Below are 21,239 nucleotides of genomic sequence, written 5' to 3' on the forward strand. Positions count from 1 at the left end.
ATTCCCCTGCTCACAGATCCGACGGCCTCTGCTATAATCCTCCGACTTGTGAGCTACACACATGCGCGTTCTCGTCGTTGAAGATGAAACCAAAGTAGGCTCCTTCATCAAGCGAGCGCTTGAAGAGGAGAGTTACGCCGTCGATCTCTGCGAGGACGGCGCACAAGGCCTCGACATGGCCTTGAGCGGCAGTTACGACCTCATCATGATCGATCTCATGCTGCCGAGCCTGCCCGGGCTGGAAGTACTCACGCGCCTCCGCAAAGAAAAGATTCAGACCCCGGTGCTGATCCTGACGGCGCAGTCAAAAGTGGATCAGCGGGTCAAGGGACTGGACGCCGGCGCGGACGACTACCTCACGAAGCCCTTCGCCATCGATGAATTGCTCGCGCGGGTGCGAGCCCTGTTGCGACGCGGCACGGCCGAATCCTCCGGTACGCTCCAGATCGACGATCTCCTGCTCAATCCGGCCACACGCGAAGTCACGCGCGGCGGACAACGCATCGACTTGACGGTGAAGGAATATGCGCTGCTGGAATATTTCATGCGTCATGCCGGGCGAGTGCTGACTCGTCCTATGATTTCCGACCATGTCTGGAATCAAGACTTCGACACCTTCACCAACGTCATCGACGTCTATGTGAACTACCTGCGGAATAAGATCGATCGCGGACGCGCGCGAAAGTTGATCCATACGATTCGAGGGAGTGGGTACATGCTCAAGGTGGACTGATGCCGCTTCGAGTCCGGCTGACACTCTGGTACGGAACGGCCCTGGCCCTCATCCTGCTGACCTTTTCCGTGGTGCTCTATACGATCACAGCGCGCGGCCTCCGGGATCAAGTCGATGAGTCGCTCCAAGAAACCGCCTCGGCAGCCGTGCGTTCACTGGAGAAGCGCGGATTTCTCCCCTTGATCGACGAAGACGCGCTATTGAGCCAATTCCCCGAATTGACCCGCATCGACAAATTCTTCCAGATCTTCAGTCCCACCGGCACCATCACCATCCGCTCCCCCAACATCCGGCAGCATGACGTGCCCTTGAGCCGCCACGCGCTGGAAGCCGCCTTTACGGGCAGCACCGTGTTCGAATCGGCCAGATATCCCAACGAACCTCCTCTCCGCCTGGTCTCCGTTCCCATCATCTACCGTGGTTCCCTGCTCTATATCGTGCAAGTCGGGACCACCCTCGAAGGAGTTGAGGAAACCCTTCGCCGGTTCTTGCTCGTCCTGGTGGTGATGGCGCCGATCGCTCTGGTCGTCTCATTGGTGGGAGGATGGTTTCTGGCCGGACGCGCCCTCCGGCCCGTCGATTCCATTACCATCGCCGCGCAACGCATTGCCGCAGGCGACCTGACACAGCGCCTGACCTCAGAACGCTCCACGGATGAAATCGGACGACTCACCGATACCTTCAACAACATGATCGCGCGCCTGGAAACCTCCTTCGCACAAATCCGGCAATTCAGCAGCGATGCCTCGCACGAACTCCGGACCCCGCTGACCGTCATGAAGGGCGAAAGCGAGCTGGTCCTCCGTCGTCCTCGTCCGGTCGAAGACTATATCGCCGTCCTGGAAAGCAACCTGGAGGAAATCGACCGGATGTCGCGCATCGTTGAGGAACTCCTCTTCCTCTCACGGGCGGATCTGGGCCAGGTCAAAACAGACTGTGAGCCGGTTCGCCTGGAAGCCTTGGTGGAAGATATCCAGCGTCAAGCCTGCCTGCTCGGTCAAGAGCGTGGGGTAGACGTAATCATGGGCACCATTCAACCGGCAACCGTCCGCGGCGACGAACTCCGCCTGCGGGAACTCATTCTGAACATCGTCGATAATGCCGTGAAATACTCCTACCCGCAGGGCACGGTGGATATCGATCTGCTGGTGGAAGGCCGCACCGCGCGCCTTTCAGTGCGAGATCACGGAATCGGCATCCCCCAGGACGCGCACAAACAAATTTTTGACCGGTTCTTCCGCACCGACGACGCGCGCGCCCACACGAAAAAGGGGACCGGGCTCGGCCTCGCCATCTGCGCCTGGATTGCCGAGGCACACCACGGGCACATCGAGGTCCAGAGCGAAGTCGGCAAAGGATCGACCTTCACCATCGTGCTGCCCCTCGCTCCTCCGACAGCTTAACGACTTCTAATCCCTCGTTAATTGGTTTCTCATCCACGGTTGCTACCTTCCAGAGTGTCTGCTGCGGGATCTCTCCCGAGCACACCAATCACCGACTTCAGGAGGAGGAGCCCCATGAAACGACCTACGCAGTCCGTCAGTGCCATTGCCGGCATCGCCGCCCTGGGCGCTGCCTTATTATGGAGTTATCTCCCGCTGACCACTTCACACGCCTCAAATCCGTCACCAGCGGCTGAGGAGCGCCCGGCGACGATGACGGGAATCTTGCCCGCAGCCGGATTTGCAGATGTCGCCAAGACGGTCACACCGGCCGTCGTGAACATCACCACGAGCGGCGCAGAAGAAGTGGCTGATTCCACACGCCCGCGCGGCCGGATGGAAGACTTTTTCGGATCGCCGTTCGGCCCGCGCCGGTTCGGGCCGCCGATGGAGCCCCGGGAACGCCGTGGCGGCGGGCAGGGATCGGGCGTGATCGTCACCCCCGACGGATATGTACTGACGAACAACCACGTGATCGCCGGAGCGAAGACCGTCACCGTCACGCTTCCGGACAAGCGGGAATTCAAAGGGCGCATCGTCGGCAGTGACCCCAAGAGCGATATTGCCGTGGTCAAGATCGACGGCACTCAGCTTCCGACAGTGACGTGGGGCGACTCCAGCCGCCTCCAGGTCGGTGAATATGTGCTGGCTGTCGGGAACCCGTTTGGTTTGAACTCCACAGTCACCCTGGGCATTGTCAGCGCCCTCGGCCGCGGACACATGGGCATTACGCAGTACGAAGATTTCATTCAGACGGATGCCGCGATCAATCCAGGTAACAGCGGCGGCGCATTGGTGAACACCAGAGGTGAGTTGATCGGCATCAACACCGCGATCTTCTCTCAGACCGGCGGCTACCAGGGCGTCGGCTTCGCCGTCCCCACGGGCATGAGCAAACCGATCTATGAGAGCCTGGTCAAGACGGGGAAGGTCGTACGCGGGTACCTGGGCGTCGGGATACAGGATCTGAATCAGGAGTTAGCCAAGTCGTTCAACGTCAAAGGAAGTAACGGCGCGATCGTCACCGATGTAAAGGAAGAGGGACCTGCAGACAAGGCCGGCCTCAAGCAGGGAGACGTGATCCTGTCCTTTCAGGGAACTCCGATCGAAGATGCCGTCACCCTTCAGCGCGCCGTTACAAGAAGCTCGGTCGGCAGCAAGGCGACAGTCACCGTGATGCGAGAGGGTCGTGAAAAGGACCTGACCGTCACGATCGGTGAACTGCCGGACAACCCGCAGGTCGCTAAGGCGGAGGCCGGTCCGTCGGAACAGCCGCTGGCCGGACTGGCTGTACAGGAGTTGGACCGGGAAACTGCCCAGGAGCTCGGGATCAAAGGCAACATTCACGGCGTCGTCGTCACGACCGTCGATCCAGAGAGCGACGCGGAGCGCGCCGGGTTAATGCCGGGCGACGTGATCCGGGAGATCAACCGCAAACCAGTCACCTCGATGAAAGATTTCGATCGGGCCGCATCGGACCTCAAGAAGGGGCAAACGGTGTTGGTGCTGGTGAATCGGAGAGGCGCGTCCCTGTACCTCAGCGCCAAGATCTAAGCGCGTCCGGATAGAGCGGGGCAGGTGACTGGTGAGCGCAGGCTTATCGGTAGCCTGCCCCTGATTTCTTGGGCATGAGGAGAGTCGGAGCAGCGGGCGCAGCAGTCGGCGCGTCGGCCCGCCCAACCGGCTGGGCAATCAGATCATAGCCGGCCACATCGGTAACGGTGACCGAAATAAACTCTCCCGGCTTCCCCGCGCTGCGATCACAGAAGACCACCCCGTCAATCTCAGGCGCCAACCCTTCGTGTCTGCATTCCAACAGCCGGTCCGATTCTTCAGAGATCCCATCCACAAGGACTTCCATCGTACGGCCAAGGTAGTCACGGTTCTTGGCTTCTGAAATGGATTCCTGCAGAGCCAGCAGCTCATTGCGGCGTTCTTCCATCACCGCCTGATCGACTTTCCGGTCGAGATCAACGGCCGACGTGCCCTCTTCATCAGAATAAAGAAACACTGCCACACGATCGAATTCCATATCGAGGATGAATTGCTTGAGCTCCTCGAACATGGCATCGGTCTCACCGGGAAACCCGACGATAAACGCCGTTCTGAAAAAGACGCCGGGAATCTTGGTGCGGATGCGTTCGACCAGCTTGGTGACGTGTTTGCGGTCTCCCAACCGGTGCATCCGCTTCAGCATGCCGTCGCTGATATGTTGCAACGGCATGTCGAGATACTTGGTGATATGCGCCTCTCCGGCATAGAGATCCAGCAACTCGTCTGTTACCTGTTGCGGGTACAGATAGAAGGGCCGGATCCAGCGCACATCCTTCACCGTCACCAGTTCCCGAAGCAACGCCGTGAGCCCCTGCTTCAATCCGAGGTCCACCCCGTAATTGATCGTGTCCTGGGAAATCAGATTGAGTTCCTTCACTCCTTCGTGGGCCAGCCGTTTCGCCTCTGCCACAATGGATTCAATCGGACGGCTCCGTTGTTTGCCGCGCATGATCGGGATCGCACAGAACGCACAGTTCCGGTTACAACCCTCAGCAATTTTTAGATAGGCGCTGTGGGGAGTTCCGAGGCGAATGCGTGGAGTCTCGGCATCGTATAAATAAGGCGGTTGTCCGATCCAGAGTCGCTTCTGACGAGCTTTCGGCGCCAGCAAACTGCGACAGATCTCCGCGATGCGCCCGAACTCGCCCGTTCCCACGACGCCGTCCAGCTCAGGCAATTCTTTCAACAGTTCGCCCTGATACCGCTGCGCCAGACACCCGGCGGCGATCAGGACGCGGCAGGATCCGGACTTCTTCAACCGTCCATGTTCGATGATGCTGTTGATCGATTCCTGCTTGGCCTCTTCGATGAAGCCGCAGGTATTGATAATGACGACTTCCGCGACGCGCGCGTCCCCCGTGAGTTGGAAGCCGCCGGCGACCAAGGTGCCGAGCATGACTTCGGAGTCCACCTGGTTCTTTGAACAACCGAGGTTCACAAAACCGATCGTGGGTTTGTCGCGTTTCGCGCGCGATGGGGTAATCAATGACGAGGCCATAACTTGGCAGTCTACGAGAGGCCGGAAAACTCTGTCAAACGAGCTCTCTTGCTATTCCCTCTGCAGCTATCCTAAATTGAGCGCATGATCCGGACATTTCAGGGCATCACCCCGACCATCCCGCAATCCTGCTTTATTGAAGAGACCGCCGTGGTCATCGGCGACGTGGTCATGGGCGAAGAGTGCAGCGCCTGGTTTCATGCCGTCATTCGCGGCGATGTGAACTACATTCGCATCGGGCACCGAACGAACGTGCAGGACCTCTGCATGTTGCATGTCACACACGACACGCATCCGCTCATCATCGGCGACGACGTGACCATCGGGCACCACGTGGTCCTGCATGGCTGCACCATTCAGAACCGCGTGCTGGTCGGAATGGGCGCCATTATCATGGACGGAGCGGTCATCGGGGAAGACTCGGTAGTCGGTGCCGGAGCATTGATCACCGAAGGCACCGTCGTTCCGCCCAAGAGTCTCATCCTGGGCTCACCGGCCAAAGTAAAACGCCCCGTTACCGATCAGGAACTCGCCTGGATCCGAGAGTCGGCGCAAAACTACATCCGCTATTCCCGCCAGTATCTCTTTGGTCCCGACAAACCTCGCCCCGGATTCTGGGTCTAGTACGATCCACGCGCATGGCCGCCTTCGACAGTTCGCTTCTCACCCCAGCCGCATGAGACAAATGGGATCACCCACCGTCGGTGAGGCATACGTGCGCTGGTCGATCCGGTAACGGATACCCCGCCGATGGCACCACTCGGCAACCCATACGGCCTCCTCCACCGTCGTCGTCACCGATCCCGGAATCATCAATCGACTCAAGCACCGATCTACCAATGTGGCAACCGTGCGCTGCTGAGGCAGAAATTTTCGCGCATCGAACGTCACCGGATTCGCACGACCGTAGGACAAGGCCGATAACTCGGGAAACCGCTCGGGATCGTTCAGCACGCTGACGAGCCAGAGATGATCCACTCGGTCTTTCACGGACCCGGCGTCCTGATGACGGAACCGGATCGGGAACCCAACACAGGCGCGATTGAGCACCTGCACTTCCTGCTTGCGTAGATTACAGGCCAGCACATGTCTCCCGAGATCCAGGCTTTCCATCAGAAGGAGCGGAATTTCCGCCACCCCCGCGCCCACATATAAACTGGTGCCGCCCGGCTGAAGCCTCGGCAGGAGCGCCTTCGCCAGCTTCAAACCAAGCCGCTGACAAAGCCCGCGCTTCGCCGCCCAGAATTCATCTCCGCCTTCGTCGCAATAGATCGGACCCAGTCGCCCGTAGTCGAGGCGCGTGAAGATGTCCTTCATCGCCCGCCGAGCGACCGTCCCTACGTTCATCAGTTTACGGGCCATGCTGCTCCATCCCGACCAAACCTGTGGCCGTTCTCCCGGCACCAACGGCCACCGGGCACATACAATTGAGAGTCAACTTATCTCGCCTGTCTCTTGATTAACGAGAATGTGGGAGGCCTGAGATTCGCCGTGACTGGACACGACCGGCCAGCACGGCCCCATGGCAGCGCCGCAGAGCCCTTCCACGACGACTCGCGTCTGCGCATCGTTAAGGCGCCGCGTCAGGAACGACTACGCGACGATCTCTGTGCCGATCCCCTTGTGAGTGAAGATTTCCAACAGAATGGCATGGGGTGTACGACCGTCGATGATGTGCGCCTTTCCCACACCCCCGGCCAATGCATCCAGACAAGCGTGAACTTTCGGCAACATACCCTCGCTGATGGTGCCGCGCTTGACCATCCGCTGCACATCTTTGCGGGAGACCGTCGGCAGGTGGCGGCCATTGGCATCGCGGATGCCCTTCACATCAGTCAACATCACGAGCTTTTCCGCCTTCAACGCGGCGGCAATCGCGCCCGCCACCAGGTCGGCGTTAATGTTGTACGTATTGCCTTCCCGGTCCGTTCCGATCGGCGCGATGACAGGAATGTAATTGTCTTCCTGGAGCTTCAAGAGCAGCGTGGGATCGATCGATTTCACATCGCCCACAAACCCGAAATCGGCGTCCGAGTCATCCGAATCGAGGTCCTTTTCGATGCTTTCCGCCCAGGCCTTCGCCGTGAGCGGCTTGGTCAACATCAACCCGCCGTCCTTGCCGCTGAGCCCAACCGCCTGCCCGCCGTGTCGATTCAGGAGATCGACGATCTCCATGTTGATCCGACCCGCCAGTACCATCTCCACAATTTCCATCGTGGCCGCATCCGTCACCCGCACCCCGTGCCGAAACTTCGCGACCATTCCCAGTCGATCCAGCATCTGATCGATTTGCGGACCGCCGCCATGCACGATCACGGGATTCAGCCCGACATACTTCAGCAGCACGACATTCTGAGCAAACCGTTCTTTCAGGGGCGCATCGGTCATGGCATGCCCCCCGTATTTAATGACGACGGTCTTGCCCTTGAAGGTCCGGATGTAGGGCAGTGCCTCGATCAGGACGTCCGCTTTCTTAATCAGTTTGTTCATGCATTCCCCCGCTCCAACCTGCCGCCTACAGAATATAGCGGCTTAAGTCTTGATCCTTCACAATGTTCTGCAAACGCTCCCGCACATACCCGGCGTCCACGACAATGGCCTTTTCGTTCATCTCGGAGCCTTCGAACGACACCTGTTCGAGCAACCGCTCCATGATCGTAAAGAGCCGCCGCGCACCGATGTTTTCCGTCCGTTCGTTGACCTGCACGGCCGTCGCCGCAATCTCCGCCAATCCGTCATCCGTAAACTCGACCGTGAGGCCTTCCGTCGCCATCAACGCCTGATACTGACGCACCAGCGCACCCCGCGGTTCGGTCAGGATACGCACGAAGTCGTCTTTGGTGAGCGGCGCCAACTCGACGCGGATAGGGAAGCGGCCCTGCAGTTCGGGGATTAGATCGGACGGCTTGGCGACATGAAAGGCACCGGCGGCGATGAACAGAATGTGGTCGGTCTGCACAACCCCGTGTTTCGTGCTGACGGTGGAACCCTCCACAATCGGCAGCAGGTCGCGTTGCACCCCTTCGCGGGACACATCCGGCCCCATCGCGCGCTCACGCCCGGCGATCTTGTCGATCTCATCCAAAAAGACGATGCCGGTCTGTTCGACCTTCGTGATGGCCTCCCGAACGACTTCGTCCATGTCGATCAGCTTTTGCGCTTCTTCCTGAGTCAGATGCTTCAGCGCGTCGGGCACTTTCATCATCCGTTTCTTTTTCTTCCCTTGGAACATGCCGCCCAGCATGTCACGCAGATTGCCTTCAAGGTCCTCCATGCCGCCTGCATTGGAAATCACCCCCAGCGGCAATGCCCGCTCCTTGACCTCGACTTCCACAGATCGCTGGTCGAGTTTGCCCTCGCGCAGTTGCAAGCGAAGCTTGGATCGCGTGGCATCCGGGGATTCGGTGGGTTCAGAAGCATCGGGGCGCGCGCCGGAAGGCTCAAATCCAGGAGAAGTCGGACGGGAGGGTGCACCAGGCAACAGAAGATCGAGCAGTCGCTCTTCTCCATGGCGCGACGCCTTGCCCTGCACCTCTTCCAAATGTTTGGTCTTCACTAAACTGATGGCCAGCTCGGTGAGATCACGAATAATCGATTCGACATCCCGGCCGACATAGCCGACTTCCGTAAACTTCGAGGCCTCCACCTTGATGAACGGCGCCTCGGCCAATTTCGCCAGGCGTCTTGCAATTTCGGTTTTCCCGACTCCGGTCGGGCCGATCATGATGATGTTCTTCGGCATGACCTCATCCCGCAGTTCAGGGGTCAGTTGCTGACGGCGCCAACGGTTACGGAGCGCGATCGCGACCATGCGCTTGGCATCGTGCTGGCCGATCACATAGCGGTCCAGCGCTTCGACGATCTGCCGGGGCGTCAGACTATTCACATTGAGCGGACGGGACGTCGATTCGGTCGTCATGGCAGGCAGATCCTAACGCGAGAGCGATTCGATCACAATCTGTTGGTTGGTATAAATGTCGATCCCGCCGGCAATCATCAGGGATTCCCGCACGACCTGCTCGGCAACCAGTTCGGAATGCCCCAGTAAGGCGCGGGCGGCGGCCAATGCATAGGCCCCCCCCGATCCGATCGCCAGGATGCCGTCTTCCGGCTCAACGACATCTCCGGTCCCGGAGATGATGAAGGAGTGATCGAGATCGGCAACGGCCAGCAACGCCTCCAAACGCCGCAACACGCGATCGGTCCGCCAGTCCTTCGCCAGTTCCACGGCGGCTCTCGTGAGATTTCCACGATACTCGGCCAATTTGGCCTCAAACTTTTCAAACAGAGTGAAGGCATCGGCCGTGGCGCCGGCGAACCCCGCCAACACCGTATCGCTGTGCATCCGGCGCATTTTCCTGGCATTGTGCTTCATCACGGTGGTGCCGACGGTCACCTGTCCGTCACAGCCCATTGTCACCTGATTGCCCCGTCTGACGCACAGCACCGTGGTGGATCGAATCATCATCGCGACCCCTTCTGCTTGGTGGACTCGCTCGCCTCCGTGGCACTGACGGCACGAGGGTGAGTGCGATCGTATAACGCGAGTAGTTGGTCCGTCGCAAGATGTGTATATTTTTGTGTCGTACTGAGCGAGGCATGTCCCAGCATTTCCTGAATGGCACGGAGGTCGGCACCTTCATCCAGCAAATGCGTGGCAAACGAATGGCGCAAGGTGTGGGGATGGACCGCGCCTCCTGTCAATTGTCGCGAATATTTGGCCACAATGCGCGCAATGGTTCTGGTGGTCAATCGGCCCCCGCGGCGGTTTCGAAAGACGGCCACGGTGGCCGCCGATCGCCCGGAAGACGGTCCCGGCACCATCGAGATCTGCGCGTGGTAGGCATCGATCGCCTCCAGAGCAATGCTCCCCAAGGGAATGACCCGCTCTTTCCGCCCCTTCCCGCGCACACGCACCAGCCCTTCGCTCCGGCTGATATCATCGCAATTCATGCCGACCAGCTCACTGACGCGAGCCCCCGTGGAATACAAGGTCTCGAGGATCGCGCGATCCCGCAACCCTTCCCGCTCCGTTCCACCGGGGAACTCCATCAACGCGCCGGCATCGTCTTTCGTGAGGACCTGGGGAAGGTGTTTGGGAAGTTTCGGGGCGCGTACATCCTCTGCGGGGTTCACCTCCAACTGCCCGATGTGCACCAGATACCGGAAGAAACTGCGCAGACAGGCCAGTTTTCTCGCCAGCGACGTCTTTTTTTCGCCCGTTCGATCACGGGCGGCGAGAAACTCACGAATCAGAGCAGGCGTGACCGATTCGGGCACCAGCGGCCCACCAGGCTTTTGCACACCAAGCGCGAAGGCTTGAAACTGAGCCAGGTCGGACGCATAGGCACGAATAGTTTGGGGGGACGCGTTCTGCTGGACAGCCAGGACGTCTAGGAAAGTCCGGATTGCGCGATCCATGCGTCAAAATCCTCAACAGCTCGTTGCTGGATGAGACGCCGCTTCTGATCCTTGTCGCGCGTCTTGACGGTGACGGGTGGAAACAGCCCGAAGTTCGTATTCATCGGTTGGAAATGGGCCGGATCGCTCTTGGTGATATGCGCAATCAAACAGCCGTGGGCGCTGTTCGGCGGCGGAGTCACCAACGGCTGGTCCACCAGGCCTCGCGCTGCATTGATGCCGGCAATCCCACCCATGGCGGCAGACTCGGTATAACCTTCGACTCCGACCAATTGTCCGGCAAAAAATACGGTGCCGCGGGATTTGAGCTGGAGCGTGTCGCGCAGCAGTTGCGGCGAGTTGATGAAGGTATTGCGATGGAGACTGCCGAGTCGTAGAAATTCGGCATTCTCCAGCCCCGGAATAAGACGAAACACCCGCCGCTGCTCCGGGTAGGTCAGTTTGGTCTGAAACCCGACCATGTTGTAACAGGTCCCGTGCGCGTTCTCGGTACGAAGCTGCACCACGGCGTAGGGGCGGACCCCGGTCTTCGGATGCTCCAGCCCGACCGGCTTGAGTGGTCCGAACTGCATGGTCTGCCGGCCTCGCTCGGCCATGACTTCAATCGGAATACAACTTTCAAAATAGGCAATTTTCTCAAACTCTTTCGGCTGGACTTTCTCGGCCGTCATCATCGCGTCGTACAACGCATTGTACGCCGCTTCATCCAGCGGGCAATTGAGGTAATCAGCCCCCCCCTTGCCATACCGTGACGCACGATAGACGATGTCCATGTTGATCGACTCCGCGTCGATAATGGGTGAAATCGCGTCAAAGAAATACAGGTGTCGTTCGTGCGTCAATTCACTGATGGCCTTCGACAATTTTTCCGACGTTAACGGACCGGTCGCAATAATAGTGACGGCATCCGAAGGGATTTCCGTCACCTCTTCGCGAGTAATCCGGATATTCGGATGCCCTTCCAGCGCACGAGTGATGGCGCGCGCGAAGACCTCGCGATCGACCGCCAATGCCGAGCCAGCCGGCACCCGTGCTTCTTCCGCCGCGCGAATGACGAGTGAGTTCAGGCGGCGCATCTCGGCCTTGAGAATGCCGGGCGCATTAAGCGGATCGACGGATCCAAGGGAGTTCGAACAGACGAGCTCTGCCAGGTCACCCGTCTTATGTGCTTTGGTCATCTCCTTGGGGCGCATTTCGTAGAGCGTCACCTTGGCGCCACGATTGGCTGCCTGCCAGGCAGCTTCTGTGCCGGCCAGACCACCCCCGATGATCACGATGTCTTCACGCATGAATGGGAAACCTTTGAAAAAATGGAAGGAGGCCCATTGTAAGAATCGCCTTTTCTCGATGTCAAGAAACGGGAAGCAGACCAATCGGCAGGCCTGCCGGAAAAGGCCCTCTGAGTTTGTTGCTCCCTTTTGCCAGACCGTGCTAGACTCTGGCCGCGTGGGCGATTAGCTCAGGGGGAGAGCGCTTCCTTCACACGGAAGAGGCCACTGGTTCGATACCAGTATCGCCCACCAATTTTTCAACGACTTCCAAGACAGCACTCTCCGACACACGCAGCACTGTGGTCATTTTTGTGTCACGGTGTGACCGTCGGTCCAAAATCTCCACTCCATCTCGCAGGCTTTCCGGGTAATGATGCGCATAGCGTTGCGTCATCATCGGCGACTTGTGCCCGAGTAGCCGTTGCACCTTGTAGAGATCGACGCCCGACTGGACCAGCCGCGTTGCGAAGGTGTGACGAAGGTCATGGAAATGGCAGTTCATGATGCCCGCCTTTGCCATCGCAGGCCGTAACGCCCGTCGCAGATGGTTGGGATCTAACCGTGTACCGGCGAGACTTGGAAAGACCAGTGCGGTTTTGATGTGCCGCACCTTGGCCTTCTCAGTCAGAAGCGCCATCACGGTGTGATTCAATGGCACGGTCCGCCGCTCCCCGTTTTTCGACTCAAACACGGTTGCAGTTCTTCGGAACAGATCCACGCCGGTCCAGGTCAGTGACAGGATCTCGCCCAACCGCATCCCGCTATGGAGTGCGAACACCACGAGCTCGCGCAACCACGACGGACAGGTATCGAGCAATCGCGCCTCCTCATCTTCCATCAGCCACCGGTCTCGTTTAGTCACTCCCTTTTCGAGAGACACGCGGCTGACCGGATTGTCTCGGCACCATTCCCACTCTCGCTTAGCAAGGCTGAAGGCCTTCCTCAAACACGTGAGCTCCCGATTGATCGAGGCAGGTTTCACCCCGGCAGCATACCGTAGACTTTTATACTCCACGATCAGCTTGGGGGTAATCTCGCCGAGCGTCCGCTCTCCGAAGTAGGCACGGAAGCGCTTGACGAAGGCCTGCCCGGTTTGTCGGCTGGCCAATTTCACGAGGTGCTCTCGCTCAAAGCGATCCATCAATTCCTTGAAGGTTCGGGATTGTTCTTCAGCCCGATCGAAATACTGCCCCTCGATCAATTGCACCTTCACCTTCGCCATGATGGCGTCAGCCAAGGCTCGATTCGATGACCCCGTCGACCGGCGAATGCGCTGCCCCTGAAACACAATATTCATCCACCAAATATTCCCTCGCTTAACGAGCCCCATCGTTACTCTCCTTTCCAAGAGGGCTCGCTGTTGGTCTGGTTTCCCCGTGGCGAGGAGTATAGACGGCGCGTTTGGCCGCTTCAATGAGGTGGTCTACGTCACCAGCTTTATGCCGAGGCACACGAGGGGGGAGGTTCGAAGACGTGGAAGAAAAGCCATTTAGCCACGCCTGGATGGCCTCAGGTTCGAAGCGGACGAGGCCATGAATCCGACGGCAAGGAATCTTGTTTTGTGAGACCCATAGATAGAGCGTGGATTGTTTGATATTGAGCCACGCGGAGAGTTCTTTGACGGTGAGCATGATGCAGATACACCGGGGAGTCTTGCGACACCCCCAGTCTCCCTAACATGGGCTGCCCGCGTGACCGCCGGCAGACCGGTGAAACCGAGTGGGTTGCTTGAGTAAATTGCGGTGTCGGTCTTTCCACCGAGCAATGCCCCTGACAATTTCGTTCAGTAGCCATTCTTCCCCTCCAGGGGTGGCACAAATGACCGCCAACATCGGCGTCAGGGTGTCACTCACCCATCGTTTTACGTTTTGCAGGGTCTGCACCTGCTTTTCCTGGGCCAATCGCCCCTTCTGAAATCCCTCCGTCAGGAGGGCGTACCACTCCAAGACAGGAGCCCGGTACCGTTCCTCATCCTCGGCATCCTTTGGGACCTGCCGGAAATCCACATAGGACCGGAGTAAGCCGATTACCAACTCCTTCCAGTCGGCTTCGTCTAACGTTGCCAATGCTCGGGCACACTGTTCGGCCCGATCTTTCTTCAATTCCAATTCCCATCGCGTCCCGTAATCCTGATAGTTCTCCTGGCCCTTGCTCTGAAGTTCGAGCCGCTTGTCATAAATCCGCAATAGGGCCTGACTCTGCGGACTCCCAAAGTACATCGTCTCGCCAGTCGTCGCCCCGGTGCCGTGCGTCAGCTTCGAGACGATATGCCGGACCTGAGCCGCCCTTGTGACACATTGGCCTGCCGAAACCGCATCGCGAATTGTTGCCACTGGCACAGTTCCCGCTCGGTCATCGAGCGCACAGTCGATGCGCGTGACATGCCCTTGCTGCTTTTGCACCCACTTGAGCAGGGTTCGGATCTGATCCAGCGTCAGGGCGGACGCCAGGCCGCCCGACAGATCCACATGGATTTCATTCGGACGCCGAGGGGCATTGGTGCCCAGTTTGCCGACCCCGCGCAGGCCGTCTGCCCTCATCCAAGACAGGGGATACCCTCGGAAGCCGCCTTTCGCCTTACTCCAGTCCCCACCCAATACCCGCATGGTCTCTTCAGGGTTGCTCGCCAGGACGGTAAAGGCCAGCCAATCACTGGTGAGGGTGAAGCTAGAATCCATAGACTCTATCGAACTCCTGTACGGAGCGCTGTGGGTAGCGCCCCCGTGTTACCAAGACGGGGGCCATTCCGGTCCGCCCCGCAGCCTATCGGCATGCGGCGCGGACCGGCTTTGTCTCCCGGCGAAGGACGACGATGTTGCTGTGTGACGCGCTCCAACTCGTACACGTATCCCCTTCTTGTGAGCCCTGCTCCCGTTCGTCTCACCCTATGCGAATTCTCAGAGCGAAGCCAAGAACCCGGAAGGGGTCACTAGCGGTCATGAGGGGACAGGAGAGGACAGATTTTGGGACAGAATAGACACGAAGGGAAGTAGGCATAAGGAGGCGTATGTGCGCTTTAGTGCGCTCAGAGCGGCAATTGTGCGCTTCGCGCTGAGAGAGGACATCGGGCAAGCAGAAATCGACTCGTTTTTGGCTGGTGCGCGAAAAAAAGTTTGGGGAGGAATTAGGAGCCTTGTGGGGTACGATCAGGGACAGGTTCCCCATGCTTTTATCGTTGGGCTGTGTGCCGTTTACTCCAAAGGGAAATGATACTTAGGACGAGCACAAGCTTAAATAGATTCAGCAATATACTTATGACGGTTGGAGCCCTCTTATTCGTCGGAGGATTGTGAGTTGCCTTTCACCAACCTTCGACTCGGTTCACGCTAAGTTGGACATTGATGGTAGGGGGGGGATGCATTGCAGTTGTGGGAATAGGTTTCCACATTTACAGAGTGGTTCAGGCCCTTAGAAAAAGGTGAATTTGCTACGATGCCGCCATTCAGGGCACGAACATCCCATACCAGCTCACAACGAAAATCACGCCCATCAACAACGCGAACTAGGCCGCGATCTTCACAAATGACATCCCGACGAAGCCAGCATGCTGAACGACAAATCGCCGCACTCTAGCAGATGTGCTATTAGAGACTGTCGATCAAAAGCGTTATCGCTGAGTGCTTTCTTGCTGTGTATGGGTACCGTCCTTGGCACAATTCTCTCCACTCCAATCTCTCACGCTGCAAGCTTTGATTGTAAGCAAGCGGCAAACCGTGCGGAACGACACATTTGTGCTAATGAGGAACTGTCTCGAATAGATGAAGTGCTTGCCGATGAATATAAATCTGCAGTCACCTCTGTGAGCGCTGAAAATCGATTGAGGCTAAAAGAGTTTCAGAAGGAATGGCTTCGTGCAAGAAATGCATGCGAAAATCGCACGTGTATTCTGGATCAATACGAAAAGCAAATTCTTTCGTTGCGATATTTCGACTGCGCTTCACACGATTCGACTCTAGGCCAAAGATGTCCATCAGAACTCCCGCAAGGGCTGCCACGCACCGCAAGTGGCAAAATATTACTTCTGACGCGAAAGGACTGTCGAGAAACGCAGAGCCCGAATGCCACCGAGATAATCGCAGACTGTATTGAGGCCAGAATTTACGACCCTTGCGACGATGCCGGAGGAACATGGGGGCGCGCACAATGTGCATATGCTCATATGGAAGTAGCTGAGAGGCGACGGCGCGTCGCAGAAAAGCACCTTCTAGAGTTATGGGGACGTTCTATGGACGCACGAGATTTGAGAACTGCTCTCTCGAAATCCACCGATCAGTGGATTAGGGCTAGAGACAAGTTGTGCAATGCCAGAAATCTAAACTATAGCAAGTATGAATTTGAGCAAGAGGGAGTAGACATAAGTGCTGTAGTTCCGCCACCAGATGACGCTGAGATATGGGGGTTTTGCCTTCGGCGGTTGGCCGAGGAGAGGGCCGATGACATGGAATATTTCATCAAGGAAAAGAAGATCCAAGGCAACCAGCGCGACCGTAACTCCTTCACAAAATACCTTGCCCAGAGCGGATTCAAGCGCCCCAATGACGACAAAGCCACTCCTGAGAAAAGACCGTCTGATTTTCCACCTACTGACTCCTGCACCGTCACGCGATGTTGACTTCGTAAAACATGCATAACGGCTTGAATGGTGAATGAAAATCTAGCTGGGATGCTGTCGCTCTGAACACCAAGGTTGTAACATTCTCGTTATGATGGGGTACGACTATACGCATCGTCTCCCTGTGGCGAATGTTCACCAGAAATGATCACTCATTGGCTTTTAATGCTTTGTAAGAGAACCAATGCAACGGTAGAGCAGTAAGAAATCTAAGTTTTAACCTTCAGAAATGTATGACATTCATGCCTATCCCTTTCGCACTATTCTTTTTTTCTATGGGAGTCATGCTTGTTTATGGCACCTACAGGAGATGGCCTGCTTTAGTAAATCCTCCTGATAAATGGGCACCATTTTACTCTCAGGCTTTGCTGAAAAAGTGGTTTGGTCGCACTTTTCTGATCGCCTATAACTACATCCTCGGTCTACTGTTTATTGCAGTCACCTGCATTGGACTCTGGAACTGATTCACGAAATAACTCCATCTATCCCGACAGTCTAGCAAGGTCACAGGTCAGATCGCCGACGTCGAATAAAGAGGTCGGGAGTCTTTTTATAGCGCGAGGCGTCGTCCACTCGAGCACCGGACAGTTACGCTCGCCTCTTCGCACTATGGCGCAAGGCACGGATCGACTAGCGGTGCGCGAGCAGGCGGGCAAACTCTGCGGCTGAAATGACCGGCACACCGCTGTAGTGTGAGGCCTCGAAATCCTTATCCCCGGTGACGAAGTATTGAGGTGGGGGGATGGTCGCCATGAGATCGAGGAATGGTCGATCATGCGCATCACGCAGAGGGGTGTTCGTGGGATGGGGATCGACGATCTGCACTTCGGCTTGGATTGTGGTCAGAAAGCTCGTGATATTCACCCCAGCTTGGGTGAACGCGCGTTGGAGTTTGGGGCGACGCAGAACGGCTTCCAGTTCCGCGAAGGTATCGGAGCTCATGACGGGGATGAGGCGGCGCTGTAATACAGCCTGAATGATCCGGGCAGGGGGCCCTGCGGCGGACAACAGGCCGGACACGAAAATATTGGTATCAAGAACGACGCGCACGCTCGCGCTCGCGCCGAACCGCTGCAACCTCAGCGGCAATCTGTTCGGGGGTGACGCCCAGTTCACGGGTGGCGCGGCGGAGCTTGCTGACCATACGGACCAGCTTCTTGCGACTCGCCGCTCTGGCCGGGGACTCCAAGATCAGGATGTCGGAGTCGCGGTGCGCCACGACGGCTTTTCCCCACCCCTTCATCCACGAGGAGGGAATCACGACGCCTTCTTTGGTGTACTTCACGGCTTTCATCGGCAGCACATCCAGTGTATCCGCAGGCAGTATACCATGGTGGTACGGCTCTGTAGTCAGCGGTGGGCGATTTTGCGAGCCGCTCGACCGTCGTTCATTGCTAGACTGTTCGGACTACCCGATTTTTCGACCATCCCCGCTGATTAATGATCCTGTCTTCCGAGGCCAGTTCACTGTGGTCATTTTTGTGTCAGAAATTATCCAAAACCTTACAATCTCCTGTACACAGTAGACTCGATAGAAAGCTCTTAACCGCATGACATGTAACGGTTTTGTGAGGAAACCATTGCAACAGCGAGCAATTCAAAAATCTAGCTTTTCACCTTCACACGGAAGAGGCCACTGGTTCGATACCAGTATCGCCCACCATTCATATCCCGACCGACCCAACACCACTACGATCCTGCAACAGCTCAATTTATCTCGACATCCTACGGCAGCCAGCTGCCCGCGCCCTCAACTGGACAGAATCAGGCGCCTGCGCTAGACTTTTCTCACAAGGAACAGACTTCGTTTTTACGAATGTTCCGACAGAAGAAAGAGAGGCATGGTATGCGCGGGACTGTAGCAACGATCATATTGGGACTGGTTCTGACCACGGGCTGCTCGACCACCAATCAGGTGGCGACACAAGACCAGAACTATAATGCGCCGCTCAGTATTTATAGTGCGATGGACAGCACCTCACTGGTCTATTCCGATCCCATGGCCGCCTCGCAAGCCAACGACCACCCGTATCGATGGGCTGCGTTCATCCTTCATCCAGTCGGCCACCTCGTTGACTACACCGTAAACCGCCCCCTCTACGCCATTGCTAAACACGCACCCTATCTCTTCGGTTATACGTCCGAAGATTCCATGATCGACTCCCAGCGACGGTAACCCTGCTGGAAACCTTGCCGGCCGGGACCTCTCCCGGCGGTGAGGTGAGCATTCCTCGCCCGCCTCTTGCCAGTCGCATCTCGCTTGCCGTTCAGGTATGCTCGCCACTTCGATCGTGCGCCACGTTGAACCGAGGCATCGAATCCGGCCATGTATCGCCGCCTCTCACTGCTGCCGTTCTTGTTCACAGTCTGCGCCCTGTGGGCAGGATGCGAAACTCCGCCACCGGCCCGGCCCCCGCTTCCTCCCTCGGAGAGTGACCTTGACCTCCTGGGCCCCACAAAACTCTGCGATTCCCGCCAGACATTCCTAGCGGCACATCCTGGAGTCATCCCCCACACCCACGCCTGGGGCAGCGGGCAGGAACTCCAGATCCCGTCTGAGCAAAGCCGCTCCAAGAGCGACGAGTCATATTTTTTCGACGAAGACGGAACGTTGGTCGGGATGCTGTTCGTGTTTCGTTCCGGACTCGATCTCGCCCCCTACAAAACACTCCGCTATACCCTCTCCCGGCTGAAACCCAGCCTGGAGTTCTATTTGACCGTGGCCCAATTGGCCGATCGTCAGAACATGGAAGGCAGCACCATCTATGACACCGGCGACGAAAAGACGACCACGCGATACCTCGTGCTGGGCGATCGCGGTAACCAACGCCTGCTCGAAGCCTCCTTTACGGTCGATCCCTACGTGAAGCTTTTTTCTCCCTATCGCAAGGAGTTCCTTGACCGCCTCCGCGATACCGCTCAACACACCGGCGGCCAGCACCTCGACACCCAGGGGTCTGAGGACAAGGAACCCTTCGCATCGCTGCAACAGTTCGCCCGCGGCCAAACCGCGCAACTGGCCTATTGCGGCACGAAAAACCAGGTCATCGCCCTCGACGCCTACCAGAAAGCCAGCGCCTCAGGCTTCACCGGCACAGTCTGGCAAGCGGAGCTTCACCACCGATTGGGCGTCTCCTGGGAAGCGGCAGGCAACCTGGAGAAGGCGAAAAGCGAACTCCTCGCATCCTTAGCCCTACGCCCCAATTCCCCGGAAGTCGTCAACAACCTTGGTGCCGTGTACTGGAAACTGGGCGAGAAGAAAAATGCCCTGGCCTCCTTCGAAAAAGCCATATTGATGCGCCCTAACTACGCCATTGCCCGCTTCAACGTGGCCGAGGCCATCGCAGATGACAACCCGAGGCGAGCTATTACGGAATACGAAACGTACCTGGCCCTCGTCGAAGGCATCCTCGAAGAAACGGACCGTGCCGCGCTCGCACAAAAACGCGTGCAAGCACTCAAGCATCAGTAGCGTCTATTTGGGTTGCTGCGTGGCCACTCGCCCGGCGTAGAGCCGAACGTGAGAAACGTGGGGGCAGATCAGCGGGGAGACTTTTCGGCTTCTTCCTGACTGGTCTTACACTCAATGCATAACGTGGTCACAGGGCGGGCTTTCAGACGTTTGTAGGGGATATCGCCCTCACAGCCTTCGCAAATGCCGTAGGTCTGCGTGGCAAATCGCCCCAGCGCCTCATCGATTTTCTTGAGCAGTTTTCGCTCTCGTTCCCGGATACGAAACGAGAAATGCTGGTCGGCTTCAGCGGAAGCCTGATCACTCACATCGGGAAATACTTCCAAACCGGTCGGATTCGTTAGCACCACGCCGGCTTCAGCCAAAATCGCCGCACGCTGCCCTTCAAGGTCTGCCAGGATATCGGGATACTTGACCCCGTTTGCCTTGTTGACCTTGGGTGGCTTTCGCCGAGCGACGGTGGTTTTTTTCGCGGGAGTCTTCATCGAATACTCGGAATAGAGATGCCGGTATTGTCTTCAGACCGTATACAGAAATTCGACTATAGCAGCCGGAAATCAAGGGGGTCAATCGGTTCTTCGAGGCTTCGCCGGGGCATCACCATGCCCGATCCGGAGGATTCCGATCAGAGATCCCTCCGGCCCTCGATCGACTTCACGAGGGTCACTTCGTCCGCATACTCGATATCCATTCCGACGGGAATGCCATAGGCGATGCGGGTCACTCGAACATGATGCGGCTTCAAGAGCCGGGTCAAGTAGATGGCGGTCGCTTCCCCCTCGATCGTCGGATTCGTCGCCACGATGACCTCTTCCACTCCACCCGCCTTCACTCGATCCAGCAGCTCCTCGGCACGAATGTCCGATGGTCCGACACCGTCCAACGGAGACAACACCCCGAGCAGGACATGATACAGGCCTCGATAGCCGCCGGCCCGTTCTATTGCGTACAACGTACTGGGCTCTTCAATGACGAGAATCTTGCTGCGATCCCGCTTGGGATCCCGGCAGAACTCACAGAGTTCGCCCTCGGCAATATTCCGGCATTGTCGGCAGAAGGACAGTCCGTCCTTCACCGCCTGAATCGCTTCGGCAAGGCGCATCGCATCTTCCCGCTCTGCCTTGAGCAGATGAAAGGCCAGCCGCTGCGCGCTTTTCTGGCCGATGCCGGGCAGACGCACCAACTCCCGCACTAACTTCGCCAACAGGCCCTGCTGATCAACACTCATAACGCATC

21 protein-coding genes and 1 tRNA gene are annotated in these 21,239 nt (G+C 57.6%); 8 read left to right on the forward strand and 14 right to left on the reverse strand.

Annotated features, from left to right (window positions below; genetic code table 11):
* The first annotated feature begins 61 nt into the window (after positions 1 to 61).
* The 3 genes from H8K11_01160 to H8K11_01170 all read left to right on the forward strand — a co-directional run bounded on the left by H8K11_01160 (position 62) and on the right by H8K11_01170 (position 3,729).
* Complete coding sequence (locus H8K11_01160; protein MCS6262340.1) at positions 62 to 733, forward strand: response regulator transcription factor; 672 nt, start codon at positions 62 to 64, stop codon at positions 731 to 733.
* Complete coding sequence (locus H8K11_01165) at positions 733 to 2,136, forward strand: HAMP domain-containing protein (protein MCS6262341.1); 1,404 nt, start codon at positions 733 to 735, stop codon at positions 2,134 to 2,136. The genes H8K11_01160 and H8K11_01165 overlap by 1 nt, the downstream gene beginning before the upstream one ends.
* A gap of 114 nt (positions 2,137 to 2,250) precedes the next feature.
* On the forward strand, positions 2,251 to 3,729 hold the full coding sequence (locus tag H8K11_01170; GenBank protein ID MCS6262342.1) for a DegQ family serine endoprotease: 1,479 nt from the start codon (positions 2,251 to 2,253) through the stop codon (positions 3,727 to 3,729).
* 43 nt (positions 3,730 to 3,772) lie between these two features.
* Here the strand turns inward: H8K11_01170 and rimO are convergent, their stop codons facing one another.
* Positions 3,773 to 5,227 carry a 30S ribosomal protein S12 methylthiotransferase RimO gene (gene rimO / locus H8K11_01175; protein ID MCS6262343.1) on the reverse strand — a complete coding sequence of 485 codons (1,455 nt, stop codon included), beginning with the start codon at positions 5,225 to 5,227 and terminating at the stop codon, positions 3,773 to 3,775.
* 84 nt (positions 5,228 to 5,311) lie between these two features.
* Here rimO and H8K11_01180 point away from each other — a divergent pair, with 84 nt between their 5' ends.
* Positions 5,312 to 5,851, forward strand: a complete 540-nt coding sequence (locus H8K11_01180; protein ID MCS6262344.1) for a gamma carbonic anhydrase family protein — start codon at positions 5,312 to 5,314, stop codon at positions 5,849 to 5,851.
* Between the two features lie 39 nt (positions 5,852 to 5,890).
* Here H8K11_01180 and H8K11_01185 read toward each other — a convergent pair whose 3' ends face one another.
* The 6 genes from H8K11_01185 to trmFO all read right to left on the reverse strand — a co-directional run bounded on the left by H8K11_01185 (position 5,891) and on the right by trmFO (position 11,937).
* Positions 5,891 to 6,589 carry a hypothetical protein gene (locus H8K11_01185; protein ID MCS6262345.1) on the reverse strand — a complete coding sequence of 233 codons (699 nt, stop codon included), beginning with the start codon at positions 6,587 to 6,589 and terminating at the stop codon, positions 5,891 to 5,893.
* Positions 6,590 to 6,820: 231 nt separating this feature from the next.
* Positions 6,821 to 7,717 carry an acetylglutamate kinase gene (gene argB / locus H8K11_01190; GenBank protein ID MCS6262346.1) on the reverse strand — a complete coding sequence of 299 codons (897 nt, stop codon included), beginning with the start codon at positions 7,715 to 7,717 and terminating at the stop codon, positions 6,821 to 6,823.
* A gap of 25 nt (positions 7,718 to 7,742) precedes the next feature.
* On the reverse strand, positions 7,743 to 9,146 hold the full coding sequence (hslU, locus tag H8K11_01195) for an ATP-dependent protease ATPase subunit HslU (protein MCS6262347.1): 1,404 nt from the start codon (positions 9,144 to 9,146) through the stop codon (positions 7,743 to 7,745).
* 12 nt (positions 9,147 to 9,158) lie between these two features.
* Positions 9,159 to 9,695, reverse strand: coding sequence for an ATP-dependent protease subunit HslV (hslV, locus tag H8K11_01200; protein MCS6262348.1), 537 nt, complete (start codon positions 9,693 to 9,695; stop codon positions 9,159 to 9,161).
* On the reverse strand, positions 9,692 to 10,648 hold the full coding sequence (locus tag H8K11_01205) for a tyrosine recombinase XerC (GenBank protein MCS6262349.1): 957 nt from the start codon (positions 10,646 to 10,648) through the stop codon (positions 9,692 to 9,694). Before H8K11_01205 ends, hslV begins: the two co-directional genes overlap by 4 nt.
* Positions 10,621 to 11,937, reverse strand: a complete 1,317-nt coding sequence (gene trmFO / locus H8K11_01210; protein MCS6262350.1) for a methylenetetrahydrofolate--tRNA-(uracil(54)-C(5))-methyltransferase (FADH(2)-oxidizing) TrmFO — start codon at positions 11,935 to 11,937, stop codon at positions 10,621 to 10,623. Before trmFO ends, H8K11_01205 begins: the two co-directional genes overlap by 28 nt.
* A gap of 159 nt (positions 11,938 to 12,096) precedes the next feature.
* Between trmFO and H8K11_01215 the strand changes: the two genes are divergently transcribed.
* A tRNA-Val gene (locus tag H8K11_01215) sits at positions 12,097 to 12,171 on the forward strand.
* On the opposite strand, the gene H8K11_01220 is transcribed toward H8K11_01215, so the two are convergent.
* From H8K11_01220 to H8K11_01230, 3 genes are read right to left on the reverse strand one after another with little or no spacing between them, the layout of a single operon-like run.
* Entirely contained in the window at positions 12,128 to 13,249 is a 1,122-nt protein-coding gene (locus tag H8K11_01220) for a site-specific integrase (GenBank protein ID MCS6262351.1), read from the reverse strand. The genes H8K11_01215 and H8K11_01220 overlap by 44 nt on opposite strands.
* Entirely contained in the window at positions 13,236 to 13,550 is a 315-nt protein-coding gene (locus H8K11_01225; protein ID MCS6262352.1) for a helix-turn-helix domain-containing protein, read from the reverse strand. Before H8K11_01225 ends, H8K11_01220 begins: the two co-directional genes overlap by 14 nt.
* A gap of 42 nt (positions 13,551 to 13,592) precedes the next feature.
* Positions 13,593 to 14,597, reverse strand: a complete 1,005-nt coding sequence (locus tag H8K11_01230; protein MCS6262353.1) for a replication initiation factor domain-containing protein — start codon at positions 14,595 to 14,597, stop codon at positions 13,593 to 13,595.
* Positions 14,598 to 16,357: 1,760 nt separating this feature from the next.
* Here H8K11_01230 and H8K11_01235 point away from each other — a divergent pair.
* The gene (locus tag H8K11_01235) at positions 16,358 to 16,531 is read left to right on the forward strand and encodes a hypothetical protein (GenBank protein MCS6262354.1); all 174 of its coding nucleotides are present in this window, start codon (positions 16,358 to 16,360) and stop codon (positions 16,529 to 16,531) included.
* Between the two features lie 630 nt (positions 16,532 to 17,161).
* On the opposite strand, the gene H8K11_01240 is transcribed toward H8K11_01235, so the two are convergent.
* Complete coding sequence (locus H8K11_01240) at positions 17,162 to 17,581, reverse strand: putative toxin-antitoxin system toxin component, PIN family (GenBank protein MCS6262355.1); 420 nt, start codon at positions 17,579 to 17,581, stop codon at positions 17,162 to 17,164.
* Positions 17,565 to 17,825 (reverse strand): hypothetical protein, encoded by a 261-nt coding sequence (locus H8K11_01245; protein MCS6262356.1) that lies wholly within the window; start codon positions 17,823 to 17,825, stop codon positions 17,565 to 17,567. Before H8K11_01245 ends, H8K11_01240 begins: the two co-directional genes overlap by 17 nt.
* Positions 17,826 to 18,377: 552 nt before the next feature.
* Between H8K11_01245 and H8K11_01250 the strand changes: the two genes are divergently transcribed.
* Both H8K11_01250 and H8K11_01255 read left to right on the forward strand, forming a co-directional pair.
* On the forward strand, positions 18,378 to 18,707 hold the full coding sequence (locus H8K11_01250) for a hypothetical protein (protein MCS6262357.1): 330 nt from the start codon (positions 18,378 to 18,380) through the stop codon (positions 18,705 to 18,707).
* Between the two features lie 150 nt (positions 18,708 to 18,857).
* Complete coding sequence (locus H8K11_01255) at positions 18,858 to 20,003, forward strand: hypothetical protein (GenBank protein ID MCS6262358.1); 1,146 nt, start codon at positions 18,858 to 18,860, stop codon at positions 20,001 to 20,003.
* 68 nt (positions 20,004 to 20,071) lie between these two features.
* On the opposite strand, the gene H8K11_01260 is transcribed toward H8K11_01255, so the two are convergent.
* Positions 20,072 to 20,488, reverse strand: coding sequence for a TraR/DksA C4-type zinc finger protein (locus tag H8K11_01260; protein ID MCS6262359.1), 417 nt, complete (start codon positions 20,486 to 20,488; stop codon positions 20,072 to 20,074).
* Between the two features lie 140 nt (positions 20,489 to 20,628).
* A complete protein-coding gene (gene recR / locus H8K11_01265) occupies positions 20,629 to 21,231 on the reverse strand; it encodes a recombination protein RecR (protein ID MCS6262360.1) in 603 nt (200 codons plus the stop codon).
* Positions 21,232 to 21,239 lie beyond the last annotated feature (8 nt).

Origin of the sequence: Nitrospira sp. (assembly GCA_024998565.1) — a bacterium.
Lineage (GTDB): Bacteria > Nitrospirota > Nitrospiria > Nitrospirales > Nitrospiraceae > Nitrospira_A.